General features: G+C 50.4%; 18 protein-coding genes and 1 pseudogene. 13 read left to right on the top strand and 6 right to left on the bottom strand.

All coding sequences use genetic code 11. The annotated features are described in order from the left end of the window. Window positions 1–100 precede the first annotated feature (100 nt). The 7 genes from pckA to sufB all read left to right on the top strand — a co-directional run bounded on the left by pckA (window position 101) and on the right by sufB (window position 8773). Window positions 101–1678, top strand: a complete 1578-nt coding sequence (pckA, locus tag T458_RS48345; RefSeq protein WP_023558343.1) for a phosphoenolpyruvate carboxykinase (ATP) — start codon at window positions 101–103, stop codon at window positions 1676–1678. Between the two features lie 188 nt (window positions 1679–1866). Then, the gene (locus tag T458_RS48340) at window positions 1867–3342 is read left to right on the top strand and encodes an alanine/glycine:cation symporter family protein (protein WP_023558342.1); all 1476 of its coding nucleotides are present in this window, start codon (window positions 1867–1869) and stop codon (window positions 3340–3342) included. A gap of 233 nt (window positions 3343–3575) precedes the next feature. After that, window positions 3576–4364: a Fe-S cluster assembly ATPase SufC gene (sufC, locus tag T458_RS48335; protein WP_023558341.1), complete on the top strand. Its 789-nt coding sequence runs from the start codon at window positions 3576–3578 to the stop codon at window positions 4362–4364. Window positions 4365–4385: 21 nt separating this feature from the next. Then, on the top strand, window positions 4386–5684 hold the full coding sequence (gene sufD, locus T458_RS48330) for a Fe-S cluster assembly protein SufD (RefSeq protein ID WP_023558340.1): 1299 nt from the start codon (window positions 4386–4388) through the stop codon (window positions 5682–5684). After that, on the top strand, window positions 5684–6910 hold the full coding sequence (locus T458_RS48325) for a cysteine desulfurase (RefSeq protein WP_023558338.1): 1227 nt from the start codon (window positions 5684–5686) through the stop codon (window positions 6908–6910). Before sufD ends, T458_RS48325 begins: the two co-directional genes overlap by 1 nt. After that, window positions 6897–7334 (top strand): Fe-S cluster assembly sulfur transfer protein SufU, encoded by a 438-nt coding sequence (gene sufU / locus T458_RS48320; RefSeq protein ID WP_023558337.1) that lies wholly within the window; start codon window positions 6897–6899, stop codon window positions 7332–7334. The genes T458_RS48325 and sufU overlap by 14 nt, the downstream gene beginning before the upstream one ends. A 41-nt stretch (window positions 7335–7375) precedes the next feature. Further along, on the top strand, window positions 7376–8773 hold the full coding sequence (gene sufB / locus T458_RS48315) for a Fe-S cluster assembly protein SufB (protein WP_023558335.1): 1398 nt from the start codon (window positions 7376–7378) through the stop codon (window positions 8771–8773). A gap of 197 nt (window positions 8774–8970) precedes the next feature. On the opposite strand, the gene T458_RS48310 is transcribed toward sufB, so the two are convergent. The 3 genes from T458_RS48310 to T458_RS48300 form a co-directional block, all read right to left on the bottom strand. Beyond that, window positions 8971–10032 carry a DUF3231 family protein gene (locus tag T458_RS48310; RefSeq protein WP_023558333.1) on the bottom strand — a complete coding sequence of 354 codons (1062 nt, stop codon included), beginning with the start codon at window positions 10030–10032 and terminating at the stop codon, window positions 8971–8973. A 66-nt stretch (window positions 10033–10098) separates the two neighbouring features. Then, a complete protein-coding gene (locus tag T458_RS48305; RefSeq protein WP_023558331.1) occupies window positions 10099–10602 on the bottom strand; it encodes a hypothetical protein in 504 nt (167 codons plus the stop codon). Window positions 10603–10746: 144 nt separating this feature from the next. Beyond that, on the bottom strand, window positions 10747–11073 hold the full coding sequence (locus T458_RS48300) for a MazG nucleotide pyrophosphohydrolase domain-containing protein (RefSeq protein ID WP_023558329.1): 327 nt from the start codon (window positions 11071–11073) through the stop codon (window positions 10747–10749). A 201-nt stretch (window positions 11074–11274) separates the two neighbouring features. Here T458_RS48300 and T458_RS48295 point away from each other — a divergent pair. From T458_RS48295 to T458_RS48280, 4 genes and pseudogenes are all read left to right on the top strand, one after another. Next, window positions 11275–11782: pseudogene (locus T458_RS48295) on the top strand (sigma-70 family RNA polymerase sigma factor). Next, entirely contained in the window at window positions 11775–12638 is an 864-nt protein-coding gene (locus tag T458_RS48290) for a hypothetical protein (RefSeq protein ID WP_023558328.1), read from the top strand. The pseudogene T458_RS48295 and the gene T458_RS48290 overlap by 8 nt, the downstream one beginning before the upstream one ends. A gap of 142 nt (window positions 12639–12780) precedes the next feature. Next, window positions 12781–13371, top strand: a complete 591-nt coding sequence (locus T458_RS48285) for a suppressor of fused domain protein (protein WP_023558326.1) — start codon at window positions 12781–12783, stop codon at window positions 13369–13371. Next, window positions 13334–13801: an NUDIX domain-containing protein gene (locus tag T458_RS48280; RefSeq protein WP_023558324.1), complete on the top strand. Its 468-nt coding sequence runs from the start codon at window positions 13334–13336 to the stop codon at window positions 13799–13801. The genes T458_RS48285 and T458_RS48280 overlap by 38 nt, the downstream gene beginning before the upstream one ends. Window positions 13802–13830: 29 nt before the next feature. Here T458_RS48280 and T458_RS48275 read toward each other — a convergent pair whose 3' ends face one another. After that, complete coding sequence (locus T458_RS48275; protein ID WP_023558322.1) at window positions 13831–14745, bottom strand: DMT family transporter; 915 nt, start codon at window positions 14743–14745, stop codon at window positions 13831–13833. Window positions 14746–14900: 155 nt separating this feature from the next. Between T458_RS48275 and T458_RS48270 the strand changes: the two genes are divergently transcribed. Further along, complete coding sequence (locus T458_RS48270) at window positions 14901–16340, top strand: aminotransferase-like domain-containing protein (protein ID WP_023558321.1); 1440 nt, start codon at window positions 14901–14903, stop codon at window positions 16338–16340. Window positions 16341–16407: 67 nt separating this feature from the next. Further along, the gene (locus T458_RS48265; protein WP_023558319.1) at window positions 16408–16623 is read left to right on the top strand and encodes a CLC_0170 family protein; all 216 of its coding nucleotides are present in this window, start codon (window positions 16408–16410) and stop codon (window positions 16621–16623) included. Here T458_RS48265 and T458_RS48260 read toward each other — a convergent pair. Both T458_RS48260 and T458_RS48255 read right to left on the bottom strand, forming a co-directional pair. After that, window positions 16616–17755 carry a Ger(x)C family spore germination protein gene (locus T458_RS48260; protein ID WP_023558317.1) on the bottom strand — a complete coding sequence of 380 codons (1140 nt, stop codon included), beginning with the start codon at window positions 17753–17755 and terminating at the stop codon, window positions 16616–16618. The two genes, T458_RS48265 and T458_RS48260, sit on opposite strands and share 8 nt — an antisense overlap. Next, on the bottom strand, window positions 17752–18843 hold the full coding sequence (locus T458_RS48255; RefSeq protein WP_023558316.1) for a GerAB/ArcD/ProY family transporter: 1092 nt from the start codon (window positions 18841–18843) through the stop codon (window positions 17752–17754). The genes T458_RS48260 and T458_RS48255 overlap by 4 nt, the downstream gene beginning before the upstream one ends. Window positions 18844–18845: the final 2 nt, after the last annotated feature.

The raw sequence follows: 18845 nt of genomic DNA, 5'->3' as shown, positions 1-18845 counted from the left end.
ATGTAGCTTAATTGGCTAAATGTGATATACTAATTACAAATCAAGAGGATAATGAAATGCTACTATACAGGTACACATTTGGGAAGGAGACCGTTCACACATGGAAACCAAAACGGCACACAAGCTTTCTGACATTCTGGCAGCTACAGAGGTTCATTTCAACCTCCCTGTAACCCAGCTCGTAGAAATGGCAGTAAAGCGTGGCGAAGGGATTTTGACCGACAAAGGGGCGCTCAACGCGCTGACAGGCAAGTTTACAGGCCGCTCGCCAAAGGATAAATTCGTTGTGGACGAAGCTTCTGTACACGATAAAATCAACTGGGGTCCGGTCAACCAACCGATCTCTGAAGAAAAATTCCAACTTTTGCATCAGGATGTCATGGCTTATCTGCAGGACAAAGAGCTGTTTGTCTTTGACGGCTTTGCAGGTGCAGATGAGACATACCGTTTGCCAATCCGTGTTGTGAACGAATTTGCATGGCATAATCTGTTTGCCCGTCAACTGTTTATTCGCCCTTCGGCAGAAGAATTGGCTGCTCACACAGCAGAATTCACTGTAGTATATGCACCGAGCTTCAAAGCGAACCCGGCGGTTCATGGAACCAATTCGGAGACGTTCATCGTGCTCAGCTTTGAGCAAAAGATGGTTCTGATCGGCGGAACCGAGTATGCGGGAGAAATGAAGAAATCGATCTTCAGCGTGATGAACTTCCTGTTGCCGGAGCGCAACGTGCTTTCCATGCACTGCTCGGCCAATATTGGCAAAGACGGAGATGTAGCGCTGTTCTTCGGGCTGTCCGGTACTGGCAAAACGACTTTGTCCGCTGACCCGAACCGCTTCCTGATTGGTGACGATGAGCATGGCTGGTCTGATAATGGCGTATTCAATATCGAGGGCGGCTGCTACGCAAAATGCATCAAGCTGTCCGAGGAAGGCGAACCGCAGATCTGGAAGGCGATCCAATTCGGTACGGTCCTGGAGAACGTAGACGTGGATGAACAAACACGTACAGCCAACTACGACAGTGACAAATACACCGAGAACACCCGTGCCGCTTACCCTGTAGAAGCGATCCCAGGAGCTGTGATTCCTGGAGTAGGCGGACAGCCGAATGTCATCATTTTCTTGACAGCTGATTCGTTCGGCGTACTGCCTCCTATCTCCAAGCTGAGCCGCGAGCAAGCGATGTACCACTTCCTTTCCGGCTACACCAGCAAAATGGCAGGCACAGAACGCGGCGTCACTGCACCGCAAACAGAGTTTTCGACTTGCTTCGGCTCTCCATTCTTGCCGCTTCACCCTGTCGTATACGCGGAAATGCTCGGGAAAAAGATCGATGAGCGCGACGTGCAGGTATACCTCGTCAACACCGGCTGGACAGGTGGCCCTGTAGGGGTGGGATCCCGCATGAAGCTGAGCTATACCCGCGCGATGGTAACCGCGGCCCTTAGCGGAGAATTGGAGCAGGCAGAGTACGTAACAGACCCTGTCTTTGGCGTACAGGTCCCTACTTCTTGCCCGAATGTACCGGCTGATGTTCTGCAGCCGCGCAACACTTGGGAAAACAAAGAAGCTTACGATGCGCAAGCCAAAGACCTGGCGAATCGCTTTATCGAAAACTTCCAGAAAAAGTTCCCTGAGGCAACAGAGATTGCCAAGGCAGGTCCAAAGGCATAGACTGATTCAACGAGAATCCGAAACGGTTAGACACCATGGTCTAACCGTTTTTGCTGTTTCGGGTAAAAATAGTATATTAGTCATATTTTAACAGTTTATTTTTAGATAATATTTATAATAGTGAAAATACTCTCTATAATAGTGAAAAGAATATAGGCAAAAACGATAAGAAATAGGAGGGATCGCTTTTGGAGGAGTTCGTCAATTGGCTCAATGATATGATCTGGAGTCAGGCACTTATTTATCTTTGTTTAGGAGCAGGCTTGTTTTATTCGATTGCTACTCGTTTTCTCCAGGTGCGCCATCTAAAGGACATGATCAGGCTCATGTTTGACGGAAAAAGCTCGGATGCAGGCGTTTCATCCTTTCAGGCATTGTCCATCGCCTTGTCGGGCAGGGTAGGGACTGGAAATATTGCCGGTGTGGCAACGGCAATTGCCTACGGGGGCCCTGGAGCAATTTTCTGGATGTGGGTCATGGCGTTTCTCGGTTCCGCCACCGGTTTTATTGAAGCCACGCTAGGACAAGTGTATAAAACCACGCGGAACGGACAATTTCGCGGGGGACCAGCCTATTTCATCGAAAAGGGCTTGAAGGCAAAGTGGTACGCTGTTTTGTTTGCCGTTGTTACTGTGATCGCTACGGGGGTACTTCTTCCGGGAGTTCAAGCCAACAGCATCGCTTCCGGGATGAACACCGCATTTGGCACCAATCCGTGGATTACGGGTATTTTCCTGGCGATTATATTGGGATTGATCATTTTTGGCGGAGTCAAGCGAATTGCGAATGTTGCACAGGTTGTCGTGCCTTTCATGGCGTTTGGCTATATTCTCGTGGCTTTGCTGATTGTTTTTCTCAATATTTCGGAGCTTCCCGGGATGATCGCTCTGATTTTCCAAAGTGCGTTCGGTACCGATGCCGCCTTTGGCGGTATTCTCGGCGCTGCGATCATGTGGGGCGTCAAACGCGGCATCTACTCCAATGAAGCGGGACAAGGGACGGCTCCGCATGCTGCCGCTGCTGCAGAGGTATCCCATCCGGCCAAGCAAGGGATCGTACAAGCTTTTTCCGTCTATGTGGATACATTGTTTGTATGTTCGGCTACAGCTTTCATGATCCTGATCACCGGGATGTACAATGTCGAGCCGGAAGGAATGAACCCGATCGTGAACAAGCTGGGAGCGGTAGAGCCAGGTCCCATCTACACGCAAAATGCCGTAGAAGCGGTACTTCCAGGGTTCGGTGCGCCATTTGTCGCCATCGCGCTGTTGTTCTTCGCATTTACGACGATTATGGCCTACTATTACATGGCTGAAACCAACCTGGCCTATCTGAACAACCGAGTCAGACGGGTGTGGACCGAATATGCGTTGAAGCTGGTCATGATGGGCATGGTCATCTACGGCAGCGTGAAGTCTGCCAAACTGGCATGGACGCTTGGGGACATCGGAGTCGGCAGCATGGCGTGGCTCAACATCATCGCCATTCTGCTGCTTACCAAGCCAGCACTGCGGGTATTGAAAGATTATGAGCGACAGAAGAGCGAAGGATTGGATCCCGTCTTTGACCCGAAGGCTGCAGGAGTAGAAAACGCCGATTTTTGGGAGCATGAATATAACAATCGATCAAAAAATGGGGTTGAACTGAAAAAGTCCGGAACCTGATGAAGATAAAAATGTCTCTTCAAGCGGCTAAACAGCTGCTAGGGGAGGCATTCTTTTTCGTAGGAAGGAGGTACAGGAGTCTATAACAAACGAAGGACTTTCTAAATATAATGATTTAAAAATTACAGATATGTTTCATTCCTTGATTTATAATTATTCTTATTATAAGATGGGTATTGAGAATGGATTGAGAATAAACCAACTCACTTTTGACGTTATGGAGGGAAAAACAGATGACAGCAATACCGCATTTGCAGATAAAAAACCTTCGCGCCAAGATTGAGGACAAAGAAATCCTCAAAGGCTTGAACTTGGAAATCAAGGGCGGCGAAGTACACGCGATCATGGGTCCAAACGGAACAGGGAAATCCACCCTGGCTTCTACTTTGATGGGACATCCGAAGTATGAGGTAACAGAAGGCGAAGTTTTGATCAACGGTGATGACCTGCTGGATATGGCAGTAGATGAACGGGCTCGCGCTGGACTCTTTTTGGCCATGCAGTATCCGTCTGAAGTCAGCGGTGTAACCAACTCTGACTTCCTGCGTTCCGCGATCAATGCGCGCCGCGGCGAGGGCAATGAGATTTCTCTGATGAAGTTCATCCGTGAGATGGACAAAAAAATGGGCACATTGGAAATGGATGAGTCCTTCTCCCACCGCTACCTGAACGAAGGCTTCTCCGGCGGGGAGAAAAAGCGCAACGAGATCCTGCAAATGATGATGCTCGAACCAAGCATCTGTATTCTCGACGAGATCGACTCCGGTCTCGACATCGACGCTTTGAAAGTAGTAGCGAACGGCGTAAATGAAATGCGCACGGCTGACCGTGGCTTTTTGATCATCACCCACTATCAGCGCTTGCTGAACTACATCAAGCCTGACTTCGTACACGTGATGATGCAGGGCCGTATTGTCAAATCCGGCGGACCAGAGCTGGCTGAGCGCCTCGAGGCGGAAGGGTACGACTGGATCAAGGAAGAGCTCGGCATCGAGGATGAAACCGTAAACGCCAACGTGTAGGAAGAAGGAGGCAGCAGTGAAATGAGTGTGGATATACAACTCCGCTTTGACGCAGAAGCGATCACCGAGTTCTCCCGGGCCAATCAGGAGCCTGCCTGGTTCCTGGAAAAGCGTCTTGCCGGCTTGAAGGCAGCGGGTGAGTTGCAACTGCCTGTGTTGGAGAAAACGAAAATTGATAAATGGAATACGCAGCAGTTCGTCCCATTCCAAACTAGCCCCCAAGTGGCATCGGTTCAGGAGTTGGATGAAGTGGTTCAGGGCCAGATCAACCTGGACAACGCAAACAATCTGCTCGTGCAAAAAAACGCATCCACTCTGTTCTTCGCAACGAGCGATGAGCTGAAGCAGCAAGGCGTTATTTTCGCTCCGCTGCACACCGCTTTGCGGGAACACGGAGAGCTGGTGCAAAAATACTTCGGTCAGGTTGTCGGATACGACGAGCACAAGTTGACGGCGCTGCATGCAGCAGCTGTCAACGGCGGTGTCTTCCTCTACGTGCCGAAAAACGTAGAAATGACGGTACCTGTGCAAGCGGTGTTCGAAGTAGCCGGGGATGACGCGCTCGTCAGCCCGCATGTGCTGATCGTGGCTGAAGCACACAGCAAGGTCGTCTATGTGGACTCCTTCGTTTCCGGCGAAGGCAGCAACATGGTAGCCAACAGCATCGTCGAGGTATTCGTCGGCGCAGGGGCTTCGGTACAGGTGGCATCCGTCCGTTCCTTGTCTGCAGATGTGCACGACTACAGCTTCCGTCGCGCCACTGTCGATCGCGACGGTTCGATGGAATGGATTCTCGGCGAGATGAACGATGGAAATACCGTCGCCAACAACACCACGATCCTCAAGGGGCAAGCTTCTACCGCCGAGACCAAAACGATCTCGGTCGGGACAGGTTCCCAGCGTCAGAATCTAACATCGCAGGTTCAGCATATCGGAACCCACTCCGAGTCGAATATGGTGAGCAAGGCCGTTATGACAGGTGAAGCTGTTTCCATTTTGAACGGGATTACCAAAATCGAAAAAGGCGCCGAAAAAGCAAATGGTGAGCAGGCGGAAAATGTTCTGATGCTTAGCGATAAAGCGCGTGGCGATGCCAACCCGATCCTGTTGATCGACGAGGATGACGTCAAGGCAGGCCATGCTGCATCCGTAGGTCGCTTCAGTGAAGAGTCCATCTACTATCTGATGTCTCGCGGGATTTCCCGCCAGGCGGCAGAACGGCTGATTATTCTCGGATTCCTAGATCCGGTGGTAGCTGAGATTCCGATTGAAGAAGTACAGAACAGACTTCGTCAAGCTCTGGAAAGGAAGTTAGGCTAATGAACGCCAAGGAGCTTCGGAAATATTTCCCCATCCTGCATCAGGAAGTAAACGGACATCAGCTGGTCTATCTGGATAACGGCGCAACTTCGCAAAAGCCGATCCAGGTGATCGAAGCGATGGATAAATACTACAAGGAGTACAACTCCAACGTACACCGTGGGGTGCACACCTTGGGCAGCTTGGCGACGGACGGCTATGAAGGCGCACGCGAGAAAGTACGCGCCTTCATCAATGCTCGTGAAGCAGCGGAGGTTGTGTTTACACGCGGTACGACATCTGCGGTAAACACAGTAGCTTACGGCTTTGCTCGCGCCTTCCTCAAGCCGGGTGATGAAATTGTGACGACCGTTGCGGAGCATCACAGCAATTTTATTCCCTGGCAGCAGGCGGCCAAGGTGACCGGAGCTACTTTCAAGTTCATTCCTCTGGCAGAGGACGGCACGGTAACACTCGATGCTGTCAGAGATACCATTACGGATAACACGAAAATCGTAGCGATCCACCATATTTCCAACGTATTGGGGGATACTACCCCGATCAAGGAAATCGCTCAGATCGCCCATCAGCATGGCGCCATCCTGTTTGTAGACGGCGCCCAGGGCGCTCCGCATAAGAAAATCGACGTTCAGGATCTGGATTGCGATTTTTATGCGTTTTCCAGCCATAAAATGGGCGGCCCGACAGGAGTTGGCGTCCTGTATGGTAAGCGGGAAGTGCTGGAGCGCACCGAGCCGATGGAATTCGGCGGCGAGATGATCGATTTCGTCGAGCTGTATGATTCCACATGGAAAGAGCTTCCCTGGAAGTTCGAGGGCGGTACGCCGATCATCGCAGGTGCGATCGGATTGGGAGCCGCGATCGACTTCCTGGAGGAGATTGGAATGGACAACATCGAGCGCCATGAGAAGAAGCTGGTGGCGTATGCGATGGAGCAAATGCGTGAGATCGAAGGTATGACCATTTACGGCCCGCAGCAGGACCGCAGCAGTTTAATCACATTCAACCTGGCCGGGGTACATCCGCACGATTTGTCGACCGTGCTGGACAGTTACGGGATTGCCGTTCGTGCCGGACATCATTGCGCGCAACCGCTGATGCGTTGGCTGAACGTTACCGCGACCGCACGGGCAAGCTTCTATATGTACAATACAGAGGAAGAAGTGGATGCATTCGTGGCGGGGTTGAAGAAGACGAAGGAGTATTTTGGCAATGTCTTCTCTTGATGATCTGTACCGCCGTGTCATTATGGACCACTACCAGAAGCCGCGCAATCGAGGCAAGCTGGAAGAAGCAGAAGGTCTCATCGTCAATTTGAACAATCCTACCTGCGGCGACAGCATCTCCCTGTCCTTGAAGGTAGAGGACGGCAAAGTCACCGATGCCAAATTTCTTGGGGAAGGCTGCTCGATCAGCATGTCTTCCGCATCGATGATGACGGATGCAGTGAAAGGAAAGTCCGTAGAGGAAGCTCTCGAGCTGGCGCATCGTTTTTCCGAGCTGATGCAGGGCAAGGAGATCGATGATTCGATTGACTTGGGCGACATCGAGGCATTGTCCGGCGTCGCCAAGTTCCCAGCCCGCATCAAGTGTGCGACACTGGCGTGGAAAGCGCTGGAGCAGGGGATTAAACAATCAGGTCAGGAATAGTCATGAGGCATAAGCATGTGAAGATAAAGGAGTGAATCACGATGGCAAAAAAAGCCCCTGAAATACAGGATTACCAGTACGGCTTTCACGATAAGGACGTATCCGTATTCCGTACCAAAAAGGGTCTGACTCGCGAGATCGTCGAGGAAATCTCGAAGATCAAGGAAGAGCCCGAATGGATGCTGGAATTCCGCTTGAAATCATTGGACATTTTCAACAGCCTCCCGATGCCAAAATGGGGCGGCGATCTGGACGATCTTGATTTCGACAACATCACCTATTACGTCAAGCCGTCTGAGAAGCAAGGACGCAGCTGGGATGAGGTGCCGGAAGAGATCAAGGCTACCTTTGACAAGCTGGGGATTCCGGAAGCCGAGCAGAAGTTCCTCGCCGGTGTATCCGCTCAGTACGAGTCTGAGGTCGTCTACCACAACATGCAGGAAGACCTGGAGAAGCTGGGTGTCCTCTTCTGCGACATGGATTCCGCTGTGAAGCTGTATCCAGACATCGTGAAGGAGTATTTCTCCACAGTTATTCCGGCAGCAGACAACAAGTTCGCTGCGCTCAACTCTGCGGTATGGTCCGGCGGTTCCTTCATTTACGTGCCAAAAGGCGTAAAAGTGGAAACTCCGCTGCAAGCATACTTCCGCATCAACTCGGAGAACATGGGACAATTCGAGCGTACGCTGATCATCGTTGACGAAGACGCATTCGTCCACTATGTAGAGGGCTGTACGGCTCCGATCTACAGCACGGATTCCCTCCACTCCGCAGTCGTAGAGATCATCGTCAAGGAACGCGCGCGCTGCCGTTATACCACGATCCAAAACTGGTCCAACAACGTATACAACCTCGTTACCAAACGTGCAGTTGCGTACGCGGACGCCAACATGGAATGGATCGACGGCAACATCGGTTCCAAGCTGACCATGAAATATCCTGCGGTCATCATGAAAGGACCTCGTGCCAAAGGTACCGTTCTTTCCATCGCGGTAGCAGGAAAAGGACAGCACCAAGACGCGGGTGCGAAAATGATCCACCTGGCGCCTGATTGCACGTCCACCATCATTTCCAAGTCCATCTCCCGTGATGGCGGAAAAGTAACATATCGCGGCCTCTCGCAGTTTGGACGCAAGTCGGAAGGCTCCAAGTCCAACATCAAATGCGACACGCTGATTCTCGACAAGCTCTCTACGTCGGATACGATTCCGTACAACGAGATCATGAACGACCACATCACGCTGGAGCATGAAGCGACTGTATCCAAGGTATCGGAAGACCAGCTCTTCTACCTGATGAGCCGCGGTTTGTCCGAGGCGGAAGCGACTGAGATGATCGTCATGGGCTTCATCGAGCCGTTTACCAAAGAATTGCCGATGGAATATGCGGTAGAGATGAACCGTCTCATCAAGTTCGAGATGGAGGGAAGCATCGGTTAACCCTTGCGCCACAAAGGTTTCCGTCTTCCGACAGCGGGCTTGCCCATAATTTGCCCATAAAATGTAGATACGTGTCTGTTGCGGCTTTCACGCTTGCGTACAAGCCGCTCGGACACGTATTTTTATTTTATTGAATGATGAACAATGGCCCCCTAACCGTATCAGGTCAGGGGGCCATCGTATGAATAGGGGGGCACTTAATGCCTGTTGGAGGCAAGGGCTTTTCGATCGACAGCTTGAGGCGGCTGCTCCAGCCAACCATTTTTAATCAAGAGATTCGATCCATCCTCAGTGTAATTTCCAACTTCTGCAAAAAAGGTGATGTATTTGGCTGCTACATCATGTCTGGTGCACATAGAGAGGGCATTTCCATAAGCTCTTATTCGAACCGCATACATATCCAGCTTATGAAACAGCATTAAGCGATCAGAAAAGGGGGCAGTAGTGGAGGTGGTCACCAGCTGGTCGATGATGGAGGGAGCAGTCAAGCCAGCCTCCTGCATGATACCGCTGAAAGCTTCGTAGTGGCTGGTGGCAATCTCCAGCCCTCTGCGAAAATACGCCTTTGACTGATTGGATTTTGCCACCTGACTAAAGCCAATCAAAACCGCTTTGCTTGTCGCATTGTTTTCAACGTTATCGTAAAGATGTGTAATCTCCAAGGCTTGCAGCGGTCTGACTCGACCAAAAAAACCATTGTGATAGCTATTCTTGTCTACAAAATCCACAGTTTCTGGATAGGGTATATATGGTGGTTTCGTTAAAAATCCTTTTTTCAGCAAGGCAGTGGTGACCTGATTAATGAGATTCACTGTCTGGTCCATGCTATACGTAAAGAACTGTCGAATATCAGCTCTTGTTACCAATGGAACTGCGATTCCGTATAGACTGATTCCGGCCTTGGCAACATATTTTAAGTAGTGCAGGTAAAATTCATCTTCAAATAATCTTGGCGCTGTTAAATCGACGTCCTCATTTGTGAATCCTACGGGGACCGGAAACTTTTCCTGAACAAAGATCTTGTGGATCGTTTGTACAAACTCTTCAGACAAATGCAATGCATTTTCCAGAATGCTTTTTATTTCCTGATCCTCAACATGCTTCAGCATATAATTCAACACGCAAACCGACATGGTATTTCCAACATACGTTGCCCAAAGCTTGCCTTGCTCGGCAGAAGACAATTTATTAATATTTTCTTGAGCCAAGAGATCGGATTGCTCCGATCCACTCGTTTGCTCATCCACTATGGTTTCCACTAATAATCCCTCCGTCGAACAATTTCTGATTAACATTCTCACCAGTAATGGGTCGAAATATGTTTCCTATTTATGGATGCTTGGAGGAAGCTTGTTTCGACAAACGAACTTTATAGCATTCCCTATGAGAATACCGATAAAGCAGAATATGATCGGCAGCCATACAGGACCCAATAACACTCCAAAAATACGGAAATTAGGGGAATAAATAACGCCAATTGTCGCGAAAAAAGCTGCGAAGGCAAATGGAAAAAACGAGTAGGGGGGAGTATCGCCTGAAAGGGTATCCCGGTACGCATCATATATGGCAAACATGTACACACACGGATAAAACATAAGCCACTGATAATCCGTTACTCGAATGGCCATCGGGATTTCTCCCTGAAAACTCGCTATGATGGTCTGGTTTAGATGGGATTTCTGATTGATGATGAATTCAAGACCAAGCAACGTTAATCCCTTTAAAAACTTACCGTTTAATAATTGACCAAATCCCGGTAGAGCAATACTCCACAGTATTTTTTCAATTGCTGTACTTTTCATCAATTTTTCTTCCCTGCCCTTGACCATATGAGATACCCTCATGTGACTAGATTTTGCCTCACCTCCTTGGGTATAGGATGCCATATTCGCTGTGTTTTATTTTAGAAAAATAGACCGACCTGAGGCCATAAAAAAACAAGGACATCGATGTCCTTGTTTTTGAAGCTGGATCTATTCATTACCCTGATAACGTTTTTGCAATTTGTTTCGATGAGATTTAAAAATATCTTCTAGGGGGATGTCATATTTATTGGCAATCACAATCACGTTCCCCAAAACATCCCCTAACTCTTCGACTAGCTCCTGCTTTAACTCTTCCTGTGTTCTGGTATCCTCATCAGGTCGATCACGACCGACTTCTAATGCTCGGATTGCCCTTGCTACTTCCCCTGTTTCTTCGGCTAAAAAACCGATACGGACAAAAATATCAAGTTCGGTCCAACCTCTTGATTCGTAATATTCTTTGACCCAAGATTGAAATGTAGAAGTGTCCAACATGTAACCCCCTTCTCCTTCGTTCAATTTTACCAAAAATCTGTATCACTGTAGGCATGATTTGAAAGAACACAGATCCGCAGCAAATACAGGTCTTTTATTTGTTAATGCTTTTCTTGTGACGACGTATTAACATATGTAAATTTCCCCGGATAGGCCTACTTAGTGAAAGGAGGGAAGGCATTGGAGAGCGCTCGAGTATATATGGAAATTTACCAGGATAGAAAAGAAAAGCTTGGCGGAGAAGTTTTGAGCACAGACGAATTTTCTCAGATTTACGAAATGTATTTCAACCGTGTATACAAGTATATCTGCTATCGGATTAACAATCATTACGAGGCAGAAGATCTTTGCAGCCAGGTTTTTGAAACAGTCATTACCAAATACCACACCTTCTCAGAAGAAAAAGCCAGGTTTGATGTATGGCTGTTTGCGATTGCCAGAAACACGGTCACGGATTACTTTCGCTCGGAAACCATCCCCCGAAGAGTTGGCAATTCGAGATGACGAACATCAGGCGATGTTTCAAGCAATGGCCAAGCTGCGTGATAAAGAACGGAACATCATCGCAATGAAATTCGCTGCGGGTCTGAAAAATTCAGAAATTGCAGAGCTAATGGGTGTAAGCGAGTCAAATATTGGTGTGGTCGTCTACAGGATCATAAACAAGCTGCGTAAATATTTGGAGGTAGGAAGGGATCGAGATGAGTGAAAAACGTGATCCGAAGTCATTTGAGAGGGTAGTTCATCTGCTTGAGAATGTGGAGCTTGATAACCAGTTGGCCAAAGAGCGCATATTCAAGCGTCTGGTAAACAAAATGGAGACGGGAACGATTCAACCCCAACACACGAAAAAGGACGGGATATCGATGATGAAAAGAAAATGGAAAACGGTCGCTGCAGCTACAGCAGCTATCATCTTCATTGGCGGTGCGCTTTCAACGAACTCATACGCACAAGGATTGATTCAATCGATTCTGGCGCGTTTCCAGGTGGGGAATTTGGAAATTGTCCAATACGACAAGGAACTGCCGGTTTCTGAAACGATCGGATCGGTCGAGCAGGGGCGAGGAACCGAATCCAGTGCGGTTGAATTACCAGCTCAGCCCAAACTTTCGCTACGTGAAGCCCGTTTGGCAACAGGCATGAATTTCCCGGCGCCCTCGTGGGTAGCTGATTATGAATACGTCAACACGGTTCTTCACGGCAAATCGATGGTGGAAGTCCAATACGAGCAAAATGAGAAAACGGTCAATTTCTTGATCTCCCATGGTGGTGAAAACGGTATCGGAACCACAGATGCAGTCAAAACAGAGGTGATCGCCGGCAAGAAGGTCTATTTCGCGAACGGAATTGTGATTTGGGAGACTGAGGGATACACGGTGGAGTTGTACGCTCGGGAGGATTTTGACCCCGTCACTCTTGGAAAAATCATCAACAGCTTTGAAATGGGAGAACCATTGACACAAGAGGAAATCGAGAAAGCGAAAGGTCTATTAGAAAGCTCGTTGCAATCAGAAAAAGCTGGTCCTGCTCCCGCTCCAGCTCCTGCAACTGGAAATGAATAGAATACACTAGAATACTGTGATCAAGGAGAAGCGGTGTTCCAAAGCCAAGGGCTGCGGGACACCTTCTTTTTGCATCCGCTGACTGCTGAGATATACTAGCGGAAAAGGAAAGTTTTTTTCTGATTGGGACGGGGACATGCATATGATAATGACAGGGCAATTGCTGCAACATTGCAATACACTGTTTGGAGCAAGGGCAGCGTTATACCAATATGAAGCAGCAGATGTACTGATCGCGGTCTACCCACCGACCAAAAGGCGGGGCTGGTGGAGCTACGTGACATTGGAGCTGCATCGTACGGGAGAATCCGAGTGTGTGATGTATTCCTACCGCTTCGAGCCGCAAATTGTGGCGCATCTGGCTGATGTCTCGGCGCGGATCATCAGACAATGGGAGGAAGGCCGGGAGCGTGTGCAGACCGGCTCTGTCTATCGTTTGGAGCAGCCTGTCGCGGAGAAATCGATTCTGCAACACGTGATGGCTGCACCGCTTGATTTTGAAGAAGAGGGCTTTGATTACTTTACTGATGGTCGTGTGGTTGTTCGCTTGCTGATGCTGCATGCGATCGCACACGATGAGGCTGACTTTTTGGCGAGGCATGGCTTTGCTGCTCTGGAGGAGCTGTTTGTCCGTAAAGGCGTAGATTCTCTTGATTTGATGCGTCACCCTGTCGTTGGAGGAGGGATGGAGCAGAGTGAAGACGACCGGCTTGAGAGTAACGGTAGTAGTTGAGAACCAGGGAAGCATCCTGCTGATCAAGGAAAAAAGGAGCAGCAGGGAAGGCTATAGCCTGCCTGGCGGTCAGATTGAGTTTCTGGAGACGATTGCAGAGGCGGCACGCAGGGAGGTGTGGGAGGAAACAGGTCTCTTGGTAGAGATGGAGCGCCTGCTTTGGGTAGATGATCGGATCGAACATGCAGGGGAAGGGAAGCACACGGTTGGCATTGGGGTGTTGGCCAGACTGGTGGGGGAGCAGACCGACCCGATCCCTGGAGGGCTGGAGGATGAGCAAATTGAATGGGCGGGCTGGGTCCCGCTGGAGGAGTGGAGGACTTTGCCTTCCCTGAAGGGCAAGGTGAAGAATCTGGTATGGGGAGCCTTGACAGAAGCGGACTATTCTCCTGATTATCATGGAAACGTGTGGGAGGCGCAGGAAAGCTGAGCGGCACGGCATGTGCCGCTCGCTGCTCCCTATCTCGAGGTTTTTACTACTGCACTTCGTCCTTTTGCTACTGCAAGAACCACGATCAAGGCGGCGATGATGCCCCCTGCTGTTATGGATTCTGCCAGCAGCAGCCATGAGGCTAGCATCGTCAGAAAGGGCTGGACGTACTGGATTTGCCCCACTTTGGCAACACCTCCGATGGCAAGCCCATGATACCAGGCGAAAAAAGCGAGGAATTGGCTGATGACGCTCACATAGCCAAAGCCAAGCCAGGTAGACCAGGTCGCCTGCTGCAATTCTTCCAGCAGAGGGCCTGCGATGGGAACAACCAAAAAGGGAAAGGCAAGCACCAATGCCCAGCTAATGACCTGCCAGCTTCCCAGGGTCCGCGAGAGCTTTCCACCAACTGCGTAGCCTATCGCTGCAGAGAGGACAGCGGCAAGCAAGGCTAGATCCGCCCATTGCAGTGCTCCCATTCCGGAGCTTATGGCATAACCAAGAATCGTAAGACAAGCGGTGATGCTGGAGAGCCAGTACAGGCGGGAAGGACGTTCTCCGGAAAAAAAGGCAGCGGCTCCTGCAGTTGCCAAGGGCAAAAGTGCGATGATAATGGCGCCATGCGAGGCGGGCACGCGTTCCATCGCCCAGGCAGAGAAAAACGGAAAGCCGAACACAACTCCAGCGGCGACAAGAAATAGCTGTTTGATTTCTGTCCAACGGGGAAAGGGCACGCGTCTGATTGCCAATAACACCGCTGCCAGCAAAGCTGCCACCAAAGAGCGTCCCAATCCTGCAGAAGCAGGGGAGAGAACATCTACAATGAGTCTGGTAGAGGGAAGGGTCAGACTAAAACTGCAAACACCCAACAAGCCGTAAAGCATACCTGCGTGTTCGACTGCCAGGCTGCTTTTTTCTTTTGCCTTTGCTTCGGCATGCAACATTTGGATCCCATCCTTATATTTGAGACGTACAGGTGTACTGTTCTCTCATCTTAGAACCGGCTTGATAGAAAGCAAAGAGCCAATTGGTTGCAGGATGGGTAGGCCAATTTGTCGAAAAGCTTCAAGATGTAAGGCGTAGGAGAACAAAAAGGGCGGTGTTGGAAGTGGAGTGGAAGCCGGACAAGCAAAGCGGTGAGCCTGTCTATCAACAGATTATTAAGCAGTTGGAGCGGCAAATCATCGATGGTGAGCTGCCCCCGGGAACGGTATTGCCTGCTGAGAGAGCCCTGGCAAGACGTTACGGAGTGAATCGGGGGACGGTGTCTGCAGCTTATGAGGAGCTTCGGGCTTCTGGTCTGCTCCAATCCTTGCAGGGAAGCGGCACTTGGGTGAGCCGTCATCTCTGGGGCGTGCAGCAGATTCCGAATTGGCACAAATATACGAATGGAGGGGCTTTTTTGCCTGCTTATCCCCTGAGCAAGCGCATAGGAGAGGCGTGCTTTGCTCCCGGCATCATCAACCTGGCAAAGGCGGAACTGTCTACGCCCATGATTTCTGCCCTCCCGTTGGAGCGATTGTCCAGGATCCATGAAGCTGGGCTGGAGTTGGGCTACGCGCATCCCAAGGGGAGCCCGAAGCTGCGGGAGGTACTGGCTGTCCATCTGCGCACCCAATACGGCATAACCGCTTCACCGGAAGAAATTCTAGTGACCTCGGGAGCGCAGCAAGCACTGCATTTGCTTTCCTTGTGCCTGCTTAGTCCCGGCGACGCGGTCGCAATGGAAGGACCATCCTACTTTTACTCCTTGCCGCTATTTATCTCCGCAGGGTTGCGATTGTATCGGCTGCCGATGGATGATGCGGGAGTACTGCCAGAGCAGATTCGGTTTCTTCATCAAAAACATAAGATTCGCATGGTCTTCGTCAATCCGACCTACCATAATCCGACGGGGATCGTCTGGAGCGAGTCCCGTCGGCGGCAAGTATTGGAGATCTGCCAGGAACTGCGCCTCCCACTGGTAGAAGACGATGCTTACGGAGCACTCACGCTGCCTGGGAGAGCCAAACCTCCCCTGCCCATCAAAGCGATTGATAAAAGCGGAGTGGTGCTCTATGTGAACAGCATGTCCAAAACGGTCGCTCCCGGCTTGCGAATCGGATGGCTGGCAGGCCCCAGATCCGTCATCGAACGACTCGCTGACGCCAAACAGCAGATGGATTTTGGAACGAGCAGCATCTCGCAGCAGCTTGCTGCCTCTTTCCTGGATGGCGATAGCTGGTCGACCCAAATGGAACGTCTGTCCTCCTATTTGCTGGAGCAGCGTCAGACCATGCTGGATGCATTGGAGAAAGAGGCGGGTGACTTCTTGTCATGGAATGACCCGGAGGGCAGCTTTCACTTCTGGTGCAGACTGCATAGGCCTCTCGACGAAGAAGAGCTGCTGGAGGCCATGATCCGCGAAGGAGTAGTTTGCACTCCCGGCAGCGTATACGGGGCGGAGGCCGGTTGGCTTCGTCTCACGTATTCTTGGGAGAGCAAAGCTGGCATCCAGGAAGGGATACGTCGATTGACCCGCGTTTTGCGTGCATTTTAAGCGCAGCGTGCTATAACAGGATGCATCCCGGAACATACTACCCATGACGAGAAAAAGGAGGGGGAGCATGGGGTTTTCACTGGTTATCGGATTTATTGAATCCCTCACTTCTTATTATCTGACGCTGGTTCTGTTGGTTACGGGCTTGCTTTTGCGTTTCGGCTATTATCCCGCTTACCAAAACCGCGAGATGAGCATGGACAGAGCTTTGGCGAAGGGGGGAGGATACACCTGTCTCATTCTCTCTGCTTTCGTGTTGGTTATGCACTTCGTCGTTACTTGAACTGTCCGAACCTGCGAATATAGGTGACGACATCGATGTGAATGTCAGCATGTTGAAATACTTCGTCCCAGTTATTCCGATGCTGCTTCCAGTACGGATGCTGGTGACGGCGCATTTCTTCATACAAACCGAAGATATCGACTTTCTTTTTTTGCATTTTGACGATTAGCTTTTCGGCGTTTTCCTTGATATTTTGGCTGATTTCCTTTTCGCGCTCTTTCAACTTCCTCAAAGAGGGCTTATGATCGAATCCGTCCTCAGCCAGGGATCCTTCCCCACGAATGGACAGCGTGAAGACAGGAATTCCATTGCGGATTTCCGATTTGACGCTGGAGCGCGCGCCTCGCACCTCGAATGTGGTGACGTTCCTCTCCTGTTCGGACCCATTTTTTACAATGACTTCATCTCCTGCGGTAAAAGTGCCGTTGAGCCAACGCAGCGTCTTGACCTCCTGATCGGATAGCCAGCCGACGAGTCGATCTCCGCGCATGATGGCTCCGCCAGCCATCTTGGCTTCTTGCTTTTCGATGCGCAGAGCGGGTAGGACACAGTTTGCACCGCCATGAAAGTAGCTGGAAAACTGCCCGATCGTAGAGGTTTTGGGAAATCGGGCGGTCTTGGCCTCGCCTTCCTCCATCAAGGTGCTGATGTATCTTCCCGAGATGGGCATCAGCTTGGGGTCGAGATCCAGGACTTCCCTGGCCCTGCCTTTGGCTATCACGAGTTTGATCTTGGGACGGGATTCATGATCGCGATAAAACAGGTCGAGTGCGCGATCGATCCCTTCCTTCGCCAATTCTTCCCCGATGATGATGATTTGCAAGTGATCGTAGTAGGGCTGGCGCGCCACCCTGGTGGTCAAGATCCGAATGCATTCAAAAATGGATGGCCCGGTTGCACTCGCATTCCATACAGGAGAAATATTCGGGGTACTGATTCGGCCTGACAACGCCTGTGCTTCTGTCAGCTGTGCGGTAAATTCATAGAAATTTCGCTTCTCATCCTCCGTACGCACCTTGTCGATCGCGACCGCCATTACGATGAGCCGATCCTGAATCTCGACCCTGTCCCAACAGCCAGCCAGCAGGAACGTCAACAAAAAGCATAACGAGAGGAGCAGGCGTGTTTTCACGTCGACGATACCCTCCTTGCCCTCCATTTGTACGCCACGATCATGGATAGGGGAACCAGGCTGACCAGTCCGACGCCGAGCCAGCTTGTCCATTGGCTCCATTTCTCCACTTCCAGTACGTTGCGAGGAAGAACCGCGATCAAAAACACAATCGGTACATAAAGCAGAGAGACGACACGATGGTCCTGCAAACCTAGCAATTGAGATGTGATCAGACTGGCGCAGTAATGGAACATGACAATCGAGGTGACAGCAAAAGGCACCCAGACCATCATCATGATCGAATCCAGTCGTTCAATAAACGAGCCGGGAACTTCAATGCTTTTGATGATGGCAAGCGCAGGATATTCGATCAGCTCCACTTCGGCGGCTCCCATCAAGGCAATGCTCAGAATCGTCAAGAGTGCGTAGAGAACAACGGTCATCCCGATGGCAAGGAATGCAGATTGCAGCCCACGAGACGGATTTTCCATAAAGGGATGGAGAAACAGCAAAATCTCAAAACCTAGCAATGAAAAAAAGACGCTCGGAAATGATTGCAGGACAGATTGAATCCCATCTCCCAGGACGGGGAGAAGCCTGCCGAAGTCGGTCTCGCGCAAGGTTTGCGTCAGAACAAGCAACAAGGCGAACAATGCGAGAGGCTGGATAAATTCATTGAAACGAGCGATGGCGTTCACTCCTTGCAGAATCAGATACGTGCTGGTAACCAGCATGCCGAGCACGATTACCTCTACCTGAGTCAAATCTAACAGAAACAGCTTCGTGACATCGGCGGACATTCTCACAATCGTACCTACGAACATCAAAAAATAGAGAAGAAAAGCAAGCAAAACGCATGTGCCAAGAACATGCCCAAGAAGCAGCGGCGCGTATTGGATGATGCTTTTTCCCGGGAAGCGATTGCCCAGATAGGCCATGATCGAAACCGCGATGACAGCATATCCCCCGGCCAGGAGTATTACGAGCCATGCGTCCACCCCTGCACTGCCTACTAATACGGACGGCAAGGAGAGGACACCTACTCCTACCATCGCGGCAAACATTTGCAAGGCCATTTGCGTGTTGGTTAATTTGTCTTTAATCATCG

Origin of the sequence: Brevibacillus panacihumi W25, assembly GCF_000503775.1 — a bacterium.
Classification (GTDB): Bacteria; Bacillota; Bacilli; order Brevibacillales; family Brevibacillaceae; genus Brevibacillus; species Brevibacillus panacihumi_A.
Note: the sequence above shows the minus strand (reverse complement) of the source record. Positions and strands in the feature narration are given on the sequence as shown.